The sequence below is a fragment of the Niveispirillum sp. GW835-FHT14G11 genome, assembly GCF_058793615.1.
Window position 1 is genome coordinate 196469 of sequence record NZ_JBXAFZ010000011.1, and the last position, 17607, is coordinate 214075.

General features: G+C 64.2%; 14 protein-coding genes. 8 read left to right on the forward strand and 6 right to left on the reverse strand.

Annotated elements, in window-relative coordinates:
* Position 1: 1 nt before the first annotated feature.
* The 4 genes from AC1Q7F_RS20690 (at position 2) to AC1Q7F_RS20705 (ending at position 4058) form a co-directional block, all read left to right on the forward strand.
* The gene (locus AC1Q7F_RS20690; RefSeq protein ID WP_492510389.1) at positions 2-1414 is read left to right on the forward strand and encodes an aldehyde dehydrogenase family protein; all 1413 of its coding nucleotides are present in this window, start codon (positions 2-4) and stop codon (positions 1412-1414) included.
* 96 nt (positions 1415-1510) lie between these two features.
* Positions 1511-2818 carry a spinster family MFS transporter gene (locus AC1Q7F_RS20695; RefSeq protein ID WP_492510391.1) on the forward strand — a complete coding sequence of 436 codons (1308 nt, stop codon included), beginning with the start codon at positions 1511-1513 and terminating at the stop codon, positions 2816-2818.
* A complete protein-coding gene (locus AC1Q7F_RS20700; protein WP_492510393.1) occupies positions 2815-3291 on the forward strand; it encodes a YybH family protein in 477 nt (158 codons plus the stop codon). Before AC1Q7F_RS20695 ends, AC1Q7F_RS20700 begins: the two co-directional genes overlap by 4 nt.
* A gap of 29 nt (positions 3292-3320) precedes the next feature.
* Positions 3321-4058 (forward strand): DJ-1/PfpI family protein, encoded by a 738-nt coding sequence (locus AC1Q7F_RS20705; protein WP_492510395.1) that lies wholly within the window; start codon positions 3321-3323, stop codon positions 4056-4058.
* Positions 4059-4061: 3 nt separating this feature from the next.
* Here the strand turns inward: AC1Q7F_RS20705 and AC1Q7F_RS20710 are convergent, their stop codons facing one another.
* The 5 genes from AC1Q7F_RS20710 to metE all read right to left on the reverse strand — a co-directional run bounded on the left by AC1Q7F_RS20710 (position 4062) and on the right by metE (position 12394).
* A complete protein-coding gene (locus tag AC1Q7F_RS20710) occupies positions 4062-4922 on the reverse strand; it encodes an isocitrate lyase/PEP mutase family protein (protein ID WP_492510397.1) in 861 nt (286 codons plus the stop codon).
* 19 nt (positions 4923-4941) lie between these two features.
* The gene (gene prpF, locus AC1Q7F_RS20715) at positions 4942-6141 is read right to left on the reverse strand and encodes a 2-methylaconitate cis-trans isomerase PrpF (RefSeq protein WP_492510399.1); all 1200 of its coding nucleotides are present in this window, start codon (positions 6139-6141) and stop codon (positions 4942-4944) included.
* Complete coding sequence (gene acnD / locus AC1Q7F_RS20720; RefSeq protein WP_492510400.1) at positions 6141-8777, reverse strand: Fe/S-dependent 2-methylisocitrate dehydratase AcnD; 2637 nt, start codon at positions 8775-8777, stop codon at positions 6141-6143. The genes prpF and acnD overlap by 1 nt, the downstream gene beginning before the upstream one ends.
* A 10-nt stretch (positions 8778-8787) precedes the next feature.
* Entirely contained in the window at positions 8788-9942 is a 1155-nt protein-coding gene (prpC, locus tag AC1Q7F_RS20725; protein WP_492510402.1) for a bifunctional 2-methylcitrate synthase/citrate synthase, read from the reverse strand.
* A 157-nt stretch (positions 9943-10099) separates the two neighbouring features.
* A complete protein-coding gene (gene metE, locus AC1Q7F_RS20730; protein ID WP_492510403.1) occupies positions 10100-12394 on the reverse strand; it encodes a 5-methyltetrahydropteroyltriglutamate--homocysteine S-methyltransferase in 2295 nt (764 codons plus the stop codon).
* Positions 12395-12476: 82 nt separating this feature from the next.
* Between metE and AC1Q7F_RS20735 the strand changes: the two genes are divergently transcribed.
* Entirely contained in the window at positions 12477-13409 is a 933-nt protein-coding gene (locus tag AC1Q7F_RS20735; protein WP_492510405.1) for a LysR family transcriptional regulator, read from the forward strand.
* On the opposite strand, the gene AC1Q7F_RS20740 is transcribed toward AC1Q7F_RS20735, so the two are convergent.
* Positions 13402-13776 carry a hotdog domain-containing protein gene (locus tag AC1Q7F_RS20740; protein ID WP_492510407.1) on the reverse strand — a complete coding sequence of 125 codons (375 nt, stop codon included), beginning with the start codon at positions 13774-13776 and terminating at the stop codon, positions 13402-13404. The two genes, AC1Q7F_RS20735 and AC1Q7F_RS20740, sit on opposite strands and share 8 nt — an antisense overlap.
* Positions 13777-13910: 134 nt before the next feature.
* Here AC1Q7F_RS20740 and AC1Q7F_RS20745 point away from each other — a divergent pair, with 134 nt between their 5' ends.
* The 3 genes from AC1Q7F_RS20745 to AC1Q7F_RS20755 all read left to right on the forward strand — a co-directional run bounded on the left by AC1Q7F_RS20745 (position 13911) and on the right by AC1Q7F_RS20755 (position 17306).
* Entirely contained in the window at positions 13911-15389 is a 1479-nt protein-coding gene (locus tag AC1Q7F_RS20745) for a short-chain fatty acyl-CoA regulator family protein (RefSeq protein ID WP_492510408.1), read from the forward strand.
* A gap of 223 nt (positions 15390-15612) precedes the next feature.
* On the forward strand, positions 15613-16044 hold the full coding sequence (locus AC1Q7F_RS20750; RefSeq protein WP_492510409.1) for a hypothetical protein: 432 nt from the start codon (positions 15613-15615) through the stop codon (positions 16042-16044).
* Positions 16045-16244: 200 nt separating this feature from the next.
* On the forward strand, positions 16245-17306 hold the full coding sequence (locus tag AC1Q7F_RS20755; RefSeq protein WP_492510410.1) for a LacI family DNA-binding transcriptional regulator: 1062 nt from the start codon (positions 16245-16247) through the stop codon (positions 17304-17306).
* Positions 17307-17607: the final 301 nt, after the last annotated feature.

Sequence of the window (17607 nt, forward strand, 5' to 3'; positions counted from 1 at the left end):
GATGGAGAATATTCCGGCCCTCATCGTCGATGGGCGCCCGCTGGCGGGCGGCGAGACGCATGATGTGATCGATCCGGCCACCGGCCGGGCCTTTGCCCGTTCCCCGCTGGCCAGCCTGGCCGATCTGGACCAGGCGGTGGCGGCGGCCAGACGGGCCTTTCCGGCCTGGGCCGCGACCCCGATCGAAGAACGCGCCGCCGCTGTCGAACGTATCGCCGACGCCATGGAAGCGGCGCGCGACAGCCTGGGTGCGCTGCTGTCGCGTGAACAGGGCAAGCCGCGGCACAGCAGTGCGGTGGGGGAGATTTCCGGTGCCGCCGCCTGGGCCCGCGCCACTGCCGCCCTGCGCCCCCTGGTGGAACTGGTCAAGGATGGCGCGGATGAACGGGTCGAGGTGCATCGCCGGCCGCTGGGCGTCGTCGCCTCCATCACCCCCTGGAATTACCCGGTGCTGATTTCCGTCTGGCATGTCATGCCGGCCCTGGTTGCCGGCAATACGGTCGTGCTGAAACCCTCGCCCTATACCCCGCTTGCCGTCCTGCGGATGATCGAGATCGCCAATGCGCATCTGCCGCCGGGCGTGGTGAATTCGGTCTCCGGCGACGCGGTGCTGGGCCAAGCGATGGCGGAGCACCAGGGGATCGACAAGATCGTCTTCACCGGATCGACCCCGACCGGCCGGCGCATCATGGCCAGCGGTGCCGGCAACCTGAAGCGCCTGACGCTTGAACTGGGCGGCAATGACGCGGCCATCGTCCTGGCGGATGCCGATATCGACGCCATCGCGCCGAAGATCTTCGCCAAGGCCTTCAGCAATAACGGCCAGACCTGCGCCGCGCTGAAACGGCTCTATGTCCATGACGCGGTCCATGACGCGCTGGCCGACAGGCTGGCGGTACTGGCCCGGCAGGCGCGCACCGGCCCCGGTAGTGATCCCTCGACGCAGTTCGGTCCGGTGCAGAACCGGGCGCAGTTCGATTATGTCTGCGCCCTGGCCGAAGATGCCCGCGCCAAGGGTGGAAGGTTCCTGTCCGGTGGCGCACCGCTGGAGCGTGAAGGCTATTTCTTCCCGCTGTCGATCCTGGTCGATGTGTCGGACGGGATGCGCATCGTGGATGAGGAACAGTTCGGCCCCATTCTGCCCCTCATCCGCTTCACCGACGCGGAAGACGCCCTGGCCCGCGCCAATGCCAATGAAAACGGGCTGGGCGGGTCCGTCTGGTCGTCCGATCTGGTCCAGGCGCGTGCGCTGGCCGAACGGATGCAGGTGGGTACGGCCTGGGTCAATGACCATGGCACCATCTCCCCCGATGCGCCGTTCGGCGGTGCCAAGCAATCCGGCATCGGCACGGAATTCGGGCTGCACGGGCTGGACGAATATATGCAGTTGCAGACGGTGCGGATCAGCCGCTGAGGACCCTGGCCGAAATTGCCCGTCCAGCGGCCTTTGCGCGCGCAAGGGCGGCTGACACAATCATCCGATGATGCCCCTAGGGAGTGCCGATTGCCCATGACTGATCCCACCGCGACAGACGCGCCGCCCAATCCGCTCTATGCCTACTACGTCCTGTTCATCCTGGTGCTGATCTTCATCCTGAACTGGATCGACCGGCTGGTGATCTCCATCCTGCTGGTGCCGATCCAGCAGGAATTCGCCCTGTCGGACACGGCCATGGGGCTGCTGAGCGGGTCCGGCTTCGCGGTGCTGTATGCCATCGCCACCCTGTGGATCGCGCGCTTTTCCGACCGGCACAACCGGCGCAACCTGGTGTCCGTGGCCGTCACGGTGTGGAGTGTGGCGACGTCGATCTGCGGGGCCGTCACCGGCTTCGGCCAGATGCTGGCAGCCCGCGCCGTGGTGGGCGTGGCGGAGGCCGGGGGTGGGGCGCCCACCTATTCCCTGATCGCCGATTATTTCGCGCCCCGGCGGCGGGCGCTGGCCATGGGCATCTATTCCAGCGGTATCTATATCGGCATCATGCTGAGCTTCCTGCTGGGTTCCTTCGTGGCGGAACGGTTCGGCTGGCGGATGACCTTCCTGCTGCTGGGGCCGCCGGGCCTGCTGCTGGCCCTGGTCCTGCGCCTGACGGTGAAAGAGCCGCTGCGCGGCCGGTTCGAGCCGGCGGCCCTGCGCGGGGATGAGGCAACGGGTGCGTCGCTGCGCTTTCTCTGGCAACAGCGTGCCTATCTGGCTGCGGCTGGTGGCCTCACCATCACGGCGGTGACACAGGGCGCCTATGCCGCCTGGGCGCCGGCCTTCCTGATCAAGGTGCATGGGCTCGGCCTCACGGAGGTCGGGCTGCATCTGGGGCTGGTGCTGGGCATCGCCGGGGGCATCGGCACCTTCGTGGGTGGCGGGCTGTCGGACTGGCTGTCGGAACGTAACCCACGGGTCCGGCTGTATTTCCCGGCACTCGTCACCCTGCTGACCACCCCATTCTTTGCGATGTTCTGTCTAGCCGACGACCTCTATACCGGCCTGGGCATCTATGCCGCCGGTACGGTCATTTCGGCGATGCATTTCGGGCCGGCCTTCGGTCTGACCCAGAATCTGGCCCGGCCGTCCATGCGCGGGCTCGCCACCGCCCTGGTCATGGTGGCCACCGTGTTGACCGGCCAGGGCATCGGCCCGGTGCTGACCGGCATGATCAGCGATGGGTTGCGTGACAGCGCGGGTGTCGACGCACTGCGCTACGCCCTGGCCATCATGGCCGGCTTCGCGACGCTCGGTGCCTTGATGTTCGCCTATGGGGCGCGGTTCGTGGCCCGGGATATCGAGCGGGCGACCGGTGCCGACCTTTCCGGAGACAGACCATGATCGATCGCCGATCCCTGGCCCGGATGGGCGGCGCCCTGCTGGCTACGGCGGTCCAGGCCGCACCACCGGTACCCGGCCGTGACACCATCCTGGCGCAGACCGGAGAGGTCCGGCGCCGGTTCGCGGAGATCCTGTTTACCGGCGACCATGCGGCCCTGCCGGCCCTGTTCACCGCCGATACGCTGGTGCTGCCGGCCGGCCGACCGCTGGTGCGGGGCCGCGATGCCGCCATCGCGTTTTGGACGGCTGCGACCAATAACCCCGCCCGACGCCTGCGCAGCCAGTTCGAGCTGGTCGATCAGATCATCGAGGGGCCGCTGGTGATCGAAGCTGGTTTGGCCACCGTCTCGGCCGTGGAGGCCGGGCGGGAACAGATCATCGACCACGGCAAATATATCCTGGTCTGGAAATGGGAGGAGGGACGATGGCAGCGCCATCGCGACATCTTCAACAGCGATGGACCCAAGGCGTGAAGCAGATGCACACAGAAAAGGGAAATACCATGAACCACATGATCGACCGCCGGTCCTTCGCCGCCATGGGGTTGGCCGGCAGCGCCGCGCTGATCGCCGGCAGCGGTGCGCAAGCGTCGGAAACGCCAGCTTCGCGCGCCGGCAAGAAGACCCAGGTCACCATGCTGCTCTATCCCGGTACCACGGTGCTGGACTGGGTTGGCCCGTACGAGGCGCTGCACCGGGTGGAGGGGGTGGAGGTCGTGCTGGCCGCCAAGAGCCTCGACCTGATGAAAAGCGACAGTGGCATCATGGATTACAAAGCCAATGTCACCTTCGACCAGATCGACCGCACCGACATTCTGCTGGTGCCCGGCGGTGCCAAGGGGCTGATGGAGACGTCCAACGATCCCGTCACCATGGACTGGCTGCGGCGCATGGACAGCACATCGATCTGTACGGTGGGCATCTGCACCGGATCGCTGATGCTGTCGCATGCCGGCCTGCTGAAGGGCAGGCGCGCCACCACCTATTGGAAATTCACCGGCATGCTGGATCAGGCCGGGTCGACCTTCGTGCCGGAACGCTGGGTTCGCGACGGCAAATACTGGACCTCGGCCGGGGTGTCGGCCGGCATCGACCTCACCCTTGCCCTGATCGCCGACCTTTACGGGTCCAAGCAGGCGATGATGGCGCAACTGGCCATCGAATACGACCCCCACCCCCCGTTCAATGCCGGATCGGTCCGGACGGCACCGCGGGAGGTGGTGGAGGCGTTGGGTGGCTGAAACTCAGCTATAGCGCTTGTCCAACGCATCCCATTCCGGCTTGCCGACCAGGCGCTGGCGTTCGGCGAAGGGGGTGACGAGGCCGCTATCCTCCTTCAACTCCTGGGCGTCGCGCAGGACTGTCAGCGCCTTCTGCATCCCCATCACCGCCCCCTGCAGCGCGGCATTGGCATAGAGCACGATGCCATAGCCCAGGCCCGCCAGATCGGTGGCATTGAAGATCGGCGTCTTGCCGCCGATGACCATGTTCATCAATTGCGGCTGGTCCAGACGCTGCGGCAGGGTGCGGACTTCATCGGCCTTGGTCACCGCCTCCACAAACAGGATGTCGGCCCCGGCCTCGGCGAACTTTTGCGCCCGTTCCACGGCGGCTTCGAACCCGTGTACGGCGGCGGCATCGGTGCGGGCCATGATCAGCAGGTCGGGATCGCGCCGCGCATCCACGGCGGCCTTGATCTTGGACACCGCCTCCTCGGTGGAGATGACGTCCTTGCCGTTGAAATGGCCACAGCGCTTGGGGGCCACTTGGTCTTCCAACTGGATGCAGTCAGCCCCGGCCCGCTCCAGCGTGCGGACGGTGTGATAGACGTTCAGCGCATTGCCGAAGCCGGTATCGGCATCGACCAGCAGCGGCACATTGACCGTATCGCGGATGCGGGCCGTGTGGTCGGCGATTTCGGCCAAGCCCATGAAGCCCTGGTCCGGCATGCCGAACCACATGTTGGTGACACCGGCACCGGTGACATAGATGGCCTCGAAGCCCAGATCCTCCACCACCTTGGCGGACAAGGCGTTGAACGCGCCAGGAACGATGACGCCACGGCGGGCTTCGACCAGGGCCTTCAGTTGCTTGCGGGTAGACATGTCGGTTCCTTGAAGAATGTCAGAAACTACCGGCGGGTACGCGGACCCAGCCTTCCATCAGGATGCGGGCGCTGCGGCTCATCACGGCCTTGGTCACCTGCCATTTTCCATCGGCCAGCTTGGCCTCTGCGCCCACGCGCAGCGTGCCGGACGGGTGTCCGAAACGCACCGCGTTGCGTTCACCGCCGCCCGCCGCCAGATTGACCAAGGTGCCGGGAATGGCCGCCGCCGTGGCGATGGCGACCGACGCCGTGCCCATCATGGCGTGGTGCAGCTTGCCCATGGACAGGGCACGGACCAGAAGATCGATATCCCCGGCGGCAATGCGCTTGCCGCTGGAAACAATATGGTCCGCAGGCGGGGCCACGAAGGCGATCTTTGGTGTGTGCTGACGCTTAGGCGCGTCGGCAATGTCCTTGATCAGCCCCATGCGAACGGCACCGATGGCCCGCAAGGTCTCGAACCGGGCGAGTGCCGCCTTGTCCTCGTTGATATCGCCCTGAAGCTCCGTGCCGCGATAGCCGATATCGGCGGCATTCACGAAGATGGTCGGGATGCCGGCATTGATCATCGTTGCCCGCAGCTTGCCGCCGGGGACGATGCTGTCCGGCACGTCCAGTTCATCGACCAGGTTGCCGGTCGGGAACAGGGTGCCGCCATCCTCCCCCTCTTCGGCCGGGTCGAGGAACTCCAGCACGATTTCGGCGGCTGGGAAGGTCACGCCATCCAGCTCGAAATCCCCCATCTCCTGCACTTGACCACCCGTGACAGGGACATGGGCAATGATGGTCTTGTTGATGTTGGCCTGCCAGATGCGCACCGTGCAGATGCCATCCGCTGGCACGCGGGCCCGGTCGATCAACCCGCCATGGATGGCAAAGGCACCCGCCGCCGTGGACAGGTTGCCGCAATTGCCCGACCAGTCGACAAAAGCGCTGTCGATGGAGACCTGGCCGTAGAGATAATCCACATCATGGTCAGGCCGCGTACTCTTTGACAGGATCACGCATTTGGATGTGCTGGAGGTGGCGCCCCCCATGCCATCGGTGTGCTTGGCATAGGGATCGGGGCTGCCAATGGTGCGCAGGAACAGAAGGTCGCGTGCCTCGCCCGGCACACGGCAGCGTTCGGGCAAGTCGTCCAGCCGGAAGAACACGCCCTTGCTGGTGCCGCCACGCATATAGGTGGCGGGAATGCGGATTTGGGGAGCGGACGCCATCAGACAGCCTCCCGCTTCGGGCCTTCACTGGCCAGGAAATCCTCGGCAAAGCGCTGCAGCACGCCGCCCGCCTCATAGATCGACACTTCCTCGCCCGTGTCCAGGCGGCAGGTGACGGGCACCTCCACCCGTTCGCCGTTGCGGCGGCGGATGACGAGGGTGAGGTCGGCGCGCGGTTTGCGCTCACCCGTCACGTCATAGGTTTCCGTGCCATCGAGGCCCAGGGTCAGGCGCGTCGTGCCCGGCTTGAATTCCAGCGGCAGCACGCCCATCCCGATCAGGTTGGTGCGGTGGATACGCTCGAACCCCTCCGCGACGATGGCTTCCACCCCGGCCAGCCGCACGCCTTTGGCGGCCCAGTCGCGGCTGGAGCCCTGGCCGTAATCGGCCCCGGCGATGATGATCAGGGGGCGACGGCGGTCCAGATAGGTCTCGATCGCCTCCCACATGCGCATCACCTTGCCGTCGGGTTCCAGGCGGGTCAGCGATCCCTTTTTCACCGCCCCGTCGACCACGGCCATTTCATTGACCAGCTGCGGGTTGGCGAAGGTGGCGCGCATGGCGGTCAGATGGTCGCCGCGATGGGTGGCGTAGGAATTGAAGTCCTCCTCCGGCACGCCCATGCGCGTCAGATATTCCCCCGCCGCCGAATGGGCCAGGATGGCGTTGGAGGGCGACAGATGGTCGGTGGTGATATTGTCGGGCAGAATGGCCAGCGGCCGCATGTCCTTCAGTGTGCGCGGGAAAGCGGCGAGCGCCTCCACGCCCTCGGTATCCCAATAAGGGGGGCGGCGGATATAGGTGGAGGTCGGGCGCCAGTCATAAAGCGGGCTGACCTTCTCGGCCTTGGTCCGGCCGGTGCCAAACATCGGCTCATAGACCTGGCGGAACTGTTCCGGCTTCACCGACGCGGCGACAATGGCGTCGATCTCCTCGTCCGACGGCCACAGATCCTTCAGGGTGATGGGGTTGCCGTCGGCATCCATCCCCAGCACATCACGCTCGATATCAAAGCGCACGGTCCCGGCGATGGCATAGGCCACGACCAGCGGTGGGGAGGCCAGGAAAGCCTGTTTGGCATAGGGATGGATGCGGCCATCGAAATTGCGGTTGCCCGACAGGACGGCCGTCGCATAGAGGTCGCGGTCGATGATCTCCTGCTGGATGGCCGGGTCAAGGGCACCCGACATGCCGTTGCAGGTGGTGCAGGCATAGGCGACGATGCCGAAGCCCAGCTTTTCCAGCTCCGACAACAGGCCTGCTTCTTCCAGATACAGCCGCGCCACCTTCGACCCCGGCGCGAAGGAGCTTTTTACCCAGGGCTTGCGCACCAACCCCAGTTGGTTGGCCTTGCGAGCGACAAGCCCGGCGGCCACCACGTTGCGCGGGTTGGAGGTGTTGGTGCAGCTAGTGATGGCGGCGATGATCACCGCGCCATCGGGCAGCTTCCCGTCACGTTCCTCCGCCTGTGCCTTGTCGAGATTGCCGGCAATGCCCCGCTCGACCAATGCCGAGGTCGGCAGGCGCCTGTGCGGGTTGGACGGCCCGGCCATGTTGCGCACGACGCCGGACAGGTCGAATTCCAGCACCCGCTCATACGTGGCGGTCTTCAGGGCATCGGCCCACAGGCCCAGCACCTTGGCGTAATGCTCGACCAGCGCCACCTGCTCCGGCTCCCGGCCCGTCAGGCGCAGGTAGTCGATGGTCTGGCTGTCGATATGGAACATGGCGGCGGTGGCGCCATATTCGGGGCACATGTTGGAAATGGTGGCGCGGTCGCCGATGGACAGGCTGTCTGCCCCTTCGCCGAAGAATTCCAGCCAGGCACCCACGACCCGTTCCTTGCGCAGGAACTCGGTCAGGGCCAGCACGATATCGGTGGCGGTGATGCCGGGCGGGCGTCGGCCGGTCAGGCGGACGCCGACAATGTCGGGCAGGCGCATCATGGAGGCGCGGCCCAGCATCACCGTTTCCGCCTCCAGCCCGCCGACGCCGATGGCGATGACACCCAGCGCATCGACATGCGGCGTGTGGCTGTCCGTACCCACACAAGTGTCGGGGAAGGCCACGCCATCACGGACCTGGATGACGGGCGACATCTTCTCCAGATTGATCTGGTGCATGATGCCGTTGCCAGCGGGGATCACGTCGACATTCTCGAAGGCCCGCTTGCTCCATTCGATGAAATGGAACCGGTCCGCGTTGCGGCGATCCTCAATGGCGCGGTTCTTCTCGAACGCCTGCGGGTCGAAGCCGCCATATTCCACGGCCAGGGAATGATCGACGATCAACTGCGTCGGCACCACCGGGTTGACCTTGGACGGATCGCCACCCTGGAGGGATATGGCGTCGCGCAGGCCGGCCAGATCGACCAACGCCGTCTGTCCCAGAATGTCGTGACAGACGACGCGGGCGGGATACCAGGGGAAATCCAGGTCGCGGCGGCGTTCCACCAACTGGCGCAGCGCATCGGTCAGCAGCGCCGGATCGCAGCGCCGCACCAGTTGTTCGGCCAGCACGCGGCTGACATAGGGCAGCCCCGCCCAGGCACCGGGGCGGATGGCGTCCACGGCGGCGGGCGCATCGAAATAGTCGTGCGGCGTGCCGGGCAGCATCTTGCGATAGGTGCTGTTCATGATCCTGCCCTCACTGCCGCTGGTCGATGGCGACGAAGGGGCGATCCTCGGGGCCGACATAATGGGCACTGGGCCGGATGATCTTGTTGTCGATGCGCTGTTCGATGACGTGCGCGGCCCAGCCCGAGGTGCGGGCGATGACGAACAGCGGCGTGAACATGGCCGTGGGTACGCCCATCATGTGGTAGGAGACGGCGCTGAACCAGTCCAGGTTCGGGAACATGCGTTTCACCTCCCACATCACCGCCTCCAGCCGGGCCGCGATGTCGAACATCTTGGTCGATCCGGCTTCCAGGGAAAGCTGGTGGGCGACGCGCTTGATCACCTCGTTACGGGGATCGGACACGGTATAGACGGGATGGCCGAAGCCGATCACCACCTCCTTGCGCTCCACGCGGGCGCGGATATCGGCCTCGGCTTCGTCCGGGTTGTCGTAGCGCTTCTGGATCTCGAACGCGACCTCGTTGGCACCGCCATGCTTGGGCCCGCGCAGGGCACCGATGGCACCGGTGATGGCGGAATACATATCCGATCCCGTTCCGGCGATGACCCGGCCCGTGAAGGTCGAGGCGTTGAACTCATGCTCGGCATAGAGGATCAGCGAGGTGTGCATCGCCCGTTCCCACTGCGCCGAGGGCTTCTTTCCATGCAGCAGATGCAGGAAGTGCGCGCCGATGCTGTCATCGTCGGTATCCACCTCGATGCGCTTGCCATTCGTGGACCAGTGATACCAGTAGAGCAGCATCGACCCCAGCGAGGCCATCAGCCGGTCGGCGATGTCACGGGCACCGGGGATATTGTGGTCGTCCTTCTCTGGCAGGGCACAGCCCAGGGCCGATACGCCGGTGCGCATCACATCCATCGGATGGGCGGAGGCTGGCAAGCATTCCAGCGCCTGTTTCACATGGGTCGGCAGGCCGCGCATGGCCTTCAGCCTGGCCTTGTAGGCACGCAGTTCGGCACCGGTGGGCAATTTGCCATGGACCAGCAGATGGGCCACTTCCTCGAATTCGCAACGTTCAGCGATTTCCAGGATGTCGTAGCCCCGGTAATGCAGGTCGTTGCCCGACTTGCCGACGGTGCACAGCGCCGTGTTGCCGGCGGTAACGCCCGACAGCGCGACGGACTTCTTGGGCCGAAAGGGGGCGGGGGCGATGGCATCCATGGGGGCGGGGTCCTGTTCGATCCTTCGATGCCGCGCATCATCGGGCGATGGACCCCATTGGTGAATGGCTGAAATGGTGGAGATTTGCCGAGGTCAGCTTGCGAATTTGGGAAGGTTGTGAAGGTTGGGAGCGGCTTTCCCGCCCCCAACCTTGAAATCAGGACAAGCCCGCGCGCAGGGTCCGGGCGGCATTGACCATGCTGGTCAGGGCTGGGATCACTTCATTCCAGGCCCGCGTCTTCAGGCCGCAATCGGGATTGACCCACAGACGGTCGGCTGGAATGCGCTCCGCCGCCTTCTTCATCAGGTCGACGATATGCGCCTCGGTCGGGATGTTGGGCGAATGGATGTCATAGACGCCGGGGCCGATCTGATTGGGATAGTTGAAATTGTCGAATGCCTCCAGCAACTCCATGTCCGACCGCGAGGTCTCGATGGTGATGACGTCGGCATCCATGTCAGCAATTGACGCGATGATGTCGTTGAATTCCGAATAGCACATATGGGTGTGGATCTGGGTCTCGTCGGCCACGCCATTGGCCGTGATACGGAAGCTCTCCACCGCCCAGTGCAGATAGTCCTGCCATTGCGCCCGGCGTAGCGGCAATCCTTCACGCAGCGCCGCTTCATCGATCTGGATGATGCGTACGCCGGCCTTCTCCAGATCCAGCACCTCCTCGCGGATGGCCAGCGCCAGCTGATAGCAGGAAACCGACCGCGGCTGGTCGTCGCGCACGAAGGACCAGTTCAGGATGGTGACGGGACCGGTCAGCATGCCCTTCATCGGCTTTTCCGTCAGCGACTGGGCATAGGTGATCCAGTCCACGGTCATCGCGCGTGGGCGGCTGATATCGCCGAACAGGATCGGCGGCTTTACACAGCGCGAGCCGTAGGATTGCACCCACCCACCCTGGCTGAAGGCGTAACCGTCCAACTGCTCCCCGAAATATTCGACCATGTCGTTACGCTCGGCCTCGCCATGCACCAGCACGTCCAGGCCCAGGGCCTCCTGCTCGCGCACGGACCGTTCGATTTCCTGGCGCATGGCCCTTTCATAGGCTGTCAGATCCAGGTTGCCGGCCTTGAAGGCGCTGCGCACCAACCGGATCTCCTTGGTCTGCGGGAAGGAGCCGATGGTGGTGGTGGGGTAAAGCGGCAGGTTCAGATGCACCTGCTGCTTGGCCGCACGCTCGGCGAAGGTGGCTTTGCGTTGACCGAGGTTGGCATCAATACGGGCGATTGCCGCCTTTACGGCCGGATTGTTGACGCGGGTAGAATGGCGGCGGGTGGCGATGGCGGCTTCGTTTACGGCCAGATCATCGGCGACGGCATCCCGGCCCTGGGACAGCGCCCTGGCCAGTATCTTGATCTCGGCCAGCTTCTGGATGGCGAAGGCTAGCCAGGACTTGATCTCTGCATCCAGCTTGCGCTCGCCCGCCAGATCAACCGGCACATGCAGTAAAGAGCAGGAGGGCGCTATCCACAGGCGCTCTCGCAGTTGGATCGCCACCGGCTCCAACCAGTTCAGCACCGCCGCCAGGTCGGTCTTCCAGATGTTGCGGCCTTTGACGACACCCAGCGATATCACCCGGTCGGACGGCGTGGCGCGGATCAGGGCGTTGACCTCGTCACGGGCATTGATGGCGTCCAGGTGGATACCCTGGACCGGCAGTTCGGCGGTGAGGGCCAGGTTCTCCCGCAACTGGCCGAAATAGGTGGCCAGCAGCAGCTTGACGCCACTGCCCTTCAGCGCCGCGTAGGCCTGCGTGACGGCACCGCGCCATGTGCTGTCAAGTTCGGTCACCAGGATCGGCTCATCCATCTGCACCCATTCCACCCCGTTGTCGGCCAGCGCCTTCAGCAGCTCGGCATAGACGGGCAGGAGGCGGGGGAGCAGGGACAGCTTGTCAGAACCATCCTTGGCCTTGCCGATCGCCAGATATGTCACGGGCCCGATAATTACCGGCTTCGCCCTCACGCTCAGCGCCCTGGCTTCAGCCAACTGTTCCAGCAGGCGGCTGGAATCCAGAGTGAACTGCGTTTCGGCGTCAAATTCCGGGACGATGTAGTGATAGTTGGTATCGAACCACTTGGTCATCTCGCCGGCTGCGACCCCGCCGCAGCAATCGGCATGATCCTCGGTCCCCTTGGCTGACCGGCCCCGTGCCACACGGAAGTAATTATCCAGTTTGTCACCGTGGAAGCCGCGTACCCGCTCCGGCAGATTGCCCAGCGTGAAGCTCATGTCCAGGATCTGATCGTAGAAGGAGAAATCGCCAACGGGCACGAGGTCGAGGGCGGCCTGGTCGTGCCAATGGCGGGCGCGCAGGTCGGCACCGATACGCGTCAGCTCGCCGCGCGAGGTCAGACCCTTCCAGTAGGCCTCCTGGGCGAACTTCAGTTCGCGTTTGGCGCCGATGCGGGGGAAGCCGAGATTGTGGGTCGTTACCATGGTCTTCACCTTGGGGATGGGAAACGACCGGGACCATATGACCTGGAATTCATGAATAAAAATGGTATGAATTCATTAATCGATGAATCTCAATCATGTGGTGGTCGCCATGTCGATCCTGGAACGTATCCATCTATCCATCATCCGTGAGGTGGATCGGCAGGGGTCGCTGACGGCGGCGGCCAGCCATTTGAACCTGACGCAATCAGCGCTGAGCCATTCCATCCGCAAGCTTGAGGACCAGATCGGCATCGCCATCTGGCATCGGGAGGGGCGCAGCCTGCGGCCGACCCAGGCGGGGGAATGGCTGCTGGCCGTCGCCAACCGCTTGCTGCCGCAACTGACCCATGCCGAGGAAAGGTTGCAGCAATTCGCCAAGGGAGAGCGGGGCAATCTGCGTATCGGGATGGAATGCCATCCTTGCTACCAATGGCTGCTGAAGATCGTGGCCCCCTATCTCGACACCTGGTCCCGGGTGGATGTGGATGTCCGCCAGAAGGTGCAGTTCGGCGGCATCGGTGCCTTGTTCGGCTATGACATCGACATGCTGGTGACCCCCGACCCCCTGTTCAAACCGGGCCTGCGATTCGAACCAGTATTCGATTACGAGCAGGTGTTAGTGGTGGGGCCGGACCACCGGTTGCGAGAAGCGGAATATGTCGAGGCGCGGCAGGTTGCCGACGAGACACTGATCACCTATCCCGTCCCCACCGACCGTCTGGACATCTATACCCGCTTCCTGATGCCGGCCGGCGTCAGCCCGAAGCAGCACAAGGAGATCGAGACGACGGACATTATGCTGCTGATGGTGTCGCACGGGCGCGGCGTGGCGGCGCTGCCGCGCTGGATGGTGGAGGAATTCGGGCCGAAATTCGGGGTATCGCCGGTGCGGCTGGGCCCGGATGGCGTGGACAAACAGATTTTTCTGGGTTTCCGGGAGGCCGACGCCGATATCGACTATCTGCGCGCTTTCGTGGATATGGCCCTCGCCCACCGGGATGCAGCCGTCAAGTGACGGCGATCATCTGGAAATAGCCGCTCAGCGCCAGCGTGCGGCGACCGCTGGTTGGCGATTGCATCATGCCATCGACCAGAATGGTCATGACGGCACCGTTCACATGGATCAGGCGGGCCGTCAGGTCCAGCAGATGGCCGATGGGCAGCGGCTGGTGAAAGCAGACATCGTCCGTTCGCACCATCATCACCTTGCCATTGGTGTAACCTCTGGCGACGGCCAGTGCCGCCTTGCCCATCAAGCGCAGGGCGTCGCCAGCGAACAGCGTGCCATCATCTTGGCCGGATGGGTCCGCGCGCACGACTTCCAGCAGCACGGTGCGGGTTTCAATCAGCGCATAGTCGGTCTTCATCGCGGTCACAGGCATGGCGCTTCTCCAATCCGCTTGCCAATCACAAGATCATTCTCAATATTTGCAAAGCACAATTCAGGGGATGCCTGAATTAGTGAATGTCTGCGCAGATTGATCTGCAAATGTGTGAATGTTGTGAATGGTGGGGCATGCGTAAACAGTTCGTCGGTGTCCGGCTTCGCCGGTTGCGGGAGGAGAGGGGGCTGAGCCAGGCGGCCCTCGCCCGGGCGCTGGGGCTTTCACCCAGCTATCTGAACCAGCTGGAGCAGAACCTGCGACCGCTGACTGTTCCCGTCCTGCTGAAGATCAACGCCGCGTTCGGCGTCGATGTGCAGCTCTTTTCGGAGGATGAGGAGGCACGGCTGGTCGCCGACCTGCGGGAAGCGCTGACTGAGGCCGGGGTGGCGGACGGTGTGGCCCTGGCCGAATTGAAGGAACTGGCCTCCAGCATGCCATCGGTGGGCAAGGCGCTTCTTGGCCTGCACCGCCGCTACCGCGAGGCATCCGGGCGGCTGGAGCAGGTGTCGGCCAGACTGGGTGAGGATTGGCAGGCCACGCCTAAGCCGCTAATGCCGTTCGAGGAGGTTCGGGACTTCTTCTATGCCCGCCATAACCATGTGGAATCGTTGGACGCGGCGGCATCGGCGTTGCACCGCGGTGCCGGTCTCACCATCGGTAACATGGCGCCGGGCCTGTTGATCCATCTCGCCCGTCGCCATGACGTGCGGGTGGTGATGGAGAGCGGGTTGGAGCACGACCGGGTGTCGCGCCGCTTCGACGCGGTCAGTCGCACGCTTTACTTGTCCGCTGATCTGACGGCGGGCCAGCGGGCCTTCCATATGGCCACGCAGGTGGCCTTCCTGGAACAGGCGGAGGAGTTGGACCGGTTGACGGCGCAAGCGGACTTCTCCGGGGAGGAGGCGCGGCGGTTGGCCCGGATCGGGCTGGCCAATTATTTCGCGGGCGCGGTCATCCTGCCCTATCAGCTCTTCCTGTCCGCCGCCGAAAGCCTGCGATACGATATCGAGCGGCTGGAGCGACAGTTCGGTGTAGGATTTGAGACCATCTGCCACCGTCTTTCCACCCTGCAACGGCCGGATGCGCGTGGCGTGCCCTTCTTCTTCGTGCGGGTGGACCGGGCAGGCAATATCTCCAAGCGGCAATCGGCCACCGATTTCCATTTCTCCCGTGTCGGCGGCTCCTGCCCCTTGTGGAACGTGTATGAGGCCTTCGCCCAGCCCGGCCGCATCCTGACCCAGCGGGCGCTGATGCCGGACGGGCGGCAATATCTGTGGGTGGCGCGCACGGTCAGCCAGGGGGCCGGTGGCTATGGCAATCCCGCCAAGCAGTTCGCTATAGGACTGGGCTGCGACATGCGCCATGCCGGCCGTCTGGTCTATGCCAAGGGTATGGACCTGTCGGATGTGGAGGCGGCCACCCCCATCGGTGCCGGCTGCAAGGTGTGCGAGCGGCCGGACTGTGCCCAGCGCGCCTTTCCCGCCATCGGCCGGCACCTGGCGGTGGATGAGGCCGTGGCGCGGTTCGCTCCCTATCGGGCGGAGGCCGACACCGACCGGACAGGGGGCATCGGGAGCCGTCAGATCCTCTCCGTTCGTCCAGGTCCGTGAGACGAGTACCGCCATTTGGCCCTAGTCCGCGTTGGTGGCGCCGACATGATCCACGGACCCACCCTATGGCGAATGATTTAGCCGGCGGCAGACATAGAACCATGGCGATAACAATGCCTTAGTCAGGAAGTTTTCTTGTCGTTTCCATAGTTTCCGGTCCAGATGGTGAACGAAAGTGAGGGGCATGAATTGCCCATCATTCACCCAGCAGGGAGACAATCAGATGCAAATCGCGATCGCCGAAGCCGCATTTCATCCCCAGGCCGTCCTCATTGATCTGAGCAGCGTGGAGCCGCATCTGCCGGCCCTGCGCCGCCATGCCGAAGCGATGTCTGGCAGCCAGGCTTCCGCCGATGCCTATACTGGCGCCCTGCTGGAGATTTTGGCCACAGACGGCAGCATCCTGCCGGCCGGGGCCGATGGCAAGGTGGGTTTGTTCAAGCTGTACAACCGTCTCTACGCCAATCTTTTCAATCAGGACCGGCTGGAGGGGGATGCATATCGGTGGCTGTCATGGCAGGCCCGCCAGGTGCTGTTCCTGGTCCTGTCGGAAGATTTCACGATCGATGAGGCGGCCGACATCATGGACATCCCCGCTACCGAGGTGGAAGCCATTGTCCGCACCGGCAGCGGGGCGGCGGCGCTCTACAATTGACTTTGCACGGCCTGAACGGTCCCCGGTCATTGGCATTCCCCACAGCGATATCGGGCGGGATATCGTTATCGACAGGGGCGCATACCGCCATCTTCCCTAATCATCGTCCCCAGCCTATAACGCCTTGAGAAAAGCGGCGTCCCGTCACCTGTTATCGTGACATGCAGGCAGCGCGGGATTGCGGGGGACGGGGGGATATTTTGGGGGACGAGAACGACAATCCCGGTGCGGTTCGCCGCAGGCCGGCCGTCACGGTCCATGATGTGGCCAAACTGGCCGGCGTGTCGCCGATGACCGTGTCGCGTGTCGCCAACGGCACCAAGGTGCGCGAACCGCTGCGCAAGAAGGTGGAAGCAGCGATCCGTGAGTTGAACTATGTGCCCAACGTCGCGGCGCGGGTGGCGCGATCAGGCAGTTTCCGTATCGGCGTGCTGTTCAACAATCCACGATCGGGCAACCTGGGCGATTTCCTGATGGGGGCGTTCCATCAGAGCGGGCGCGACGGCAGCCAACTGGTGATCGAGCCGGTGGCCGCCCATCCCGCACCCGTGGATGCTGTGCGCAAACTTGTGGCCGCAGGGGTGGACGGCATGATCCTGCCCCCGCCGCTGTGCGACAGTCTGGAGGCGCTGGACCTGCTCTGGCAGGCTGACATCGCTGCGCTGAGCTTCGCCACGGCCGACCCGCGCTCACACTCATCCGCTGTGCTGATCGATGATTTCGAGGGTGCGCGGGCCATGGCGCGGCACCTGCTGTCGCTGGGCCATCGCGACATTGCCTTCGTGCGTGGCAATCCCAGCCATTCCCCCGCACTGCGTCGGGAGGAGGGGTTCCGTGCCGCCATGGCCCAGGCAGGCCAGTCGGTGCGCGCGGAATGGGTGATGCAGGGTGATTTCAGCTACCGGTCCGGGTTGGAAGCGGGCCGACGCCTGCTCATCGGGGGCGATACGCGGCCCACCGCCATCTTTTCCAGCAATGACGACATGGCTGCGGCCATCATGGCCGTCGCGCTGGGGGCCGGCCTGCGCGTGCCGACAGACCTTTCCATCGCCGGCTTCGACGATACGCCCATCGCGTCGCTAATGTGGCCGCAACTGACCACCGTGCACCAGCCCATTGCGGAGATGGCATCCAAGGCCGTGGAGATGCTGACCGATTTCATCAAGGAGCGGCGGGGTGGGGCGGCACCGGCCATCCGCCACCATGTGGCGCCCTTCACCCTACGGGAGCGGGAGAGCACCGGGCCGGCCCCGATCCGATGAGGCAATGATTATGCCGCCCTTTTTGCGGAAAATGATGTCGGCCTTGATGCCGATCAGCATGAAATCCGCGCACCATGGGATCTGATTGTCTTGTGAATTTATGGATAACGATATCTCCAACTGATGTGAATGGCCATGGCAGCGGGTGTCAAGACACCCTGCTTCCGGGTGGCTGATCGCGACGAAATCCCATATATCGGCACAATATTCTATATTGTATGATAAATACCCTCCGAATATTATGCGGACCATTGGCAAGGGGCGCAGCAGGGTGGCGATCCGTGCGTCAATCCAATCCGCC

Bases quoted from the DNA above. Each gene is read 5' to 3' on its own strand.
- prpF (WP_492510399.1), bottom strand. From the start codon at position 6,141: ATGGCGTCCGCTCCCCAAATCCGCATTCCCGCCACCTATATGCGTGGC.
- metE (WP_492510403.1), bottom strand. From the start codon at position 12,394: ATGGTAACGACCCACAATCTCGGCTTCCCCCGCATCGGCGCCAAACGC.
- prpC (WP_492510402.1), bottom strand. From the start codon at position 9,942: ATGGATGCCATCGCCCCCGCCCCCTTTCGGCCCAAGAAGTCCGTCGCG.
- AC1Q7F_RS20735 (WP_492510405.1), top strand. From the start codon at position 12,477: ATGAATCTCAATCATGTGGTGGTCGCCATGTCGATCCTGGAACGTATC.
- AC1Q7F_RS20695 (WP_492510391.1), top strand. From the start codon at position 1,511: ATGACTGATCCCACCGCGACAGACGCGCCGCCCAATCCGCTCTATGCC.
- AC1Q7F_RS20705 (WP_492510395.1), top strand. From the start codon at position 3,321: ATGAACCACATGATCGACCGCCGGTCCTTCGCCGCCATGGGGTTGGCC.
- AC1Q7F_RS20690 (WP_492510389.1), top strand. From the start codon at position 2: ATGGAGAATATTCCGGCCCTCATCGTCGATGGGCGCCCGCTGGCGGGC.
- AC1Q7F_RS20745 (WP_492510408.1), top strand. From the start codon at position 13,911: ATGCGTAAACAGTTCGTCGGTGTCCGGCTTCGCCGGTTGCGGGAGGAG.
- AC1Q7F_RS20700 (WP_492510393.1), top strand. From the start codon at position 2,815: ATGATCGATCGCCGATCCCTGGCCCGGATGGGCGGCGCCCTGCTGGCT.
- AC1Q7F_RS20750 (WP_492510409.1), top strand. From the start codon at position 15,613: ATGCAAATCGCGATCGCCGAAGCCGCATTTCATCCCCAGGCCGTCCTC.
- AC1Q7F_RS20740 (WP_492510407.1), bottom strand. From the start codon at position 13,776: ATGCCTGTGACCGCGATGAAGACCGACTATGCGCTGATTGAAACCCGC.
- AC1Q7F_RS20710 (WP_492510397.1), bottom strand. From the start codon at position 4,922: ATGTCTACCCGCAAGCAACTGAAGGCCCTGGTCGAAGCCCGCCGTGGC.
- acnD (WP_492510400.1), bottom strand. From the start codon at position 8,777: ATGAACAGCACCTATCGCAAGATGCTGCCCGGCACGCCGCACGACTAT.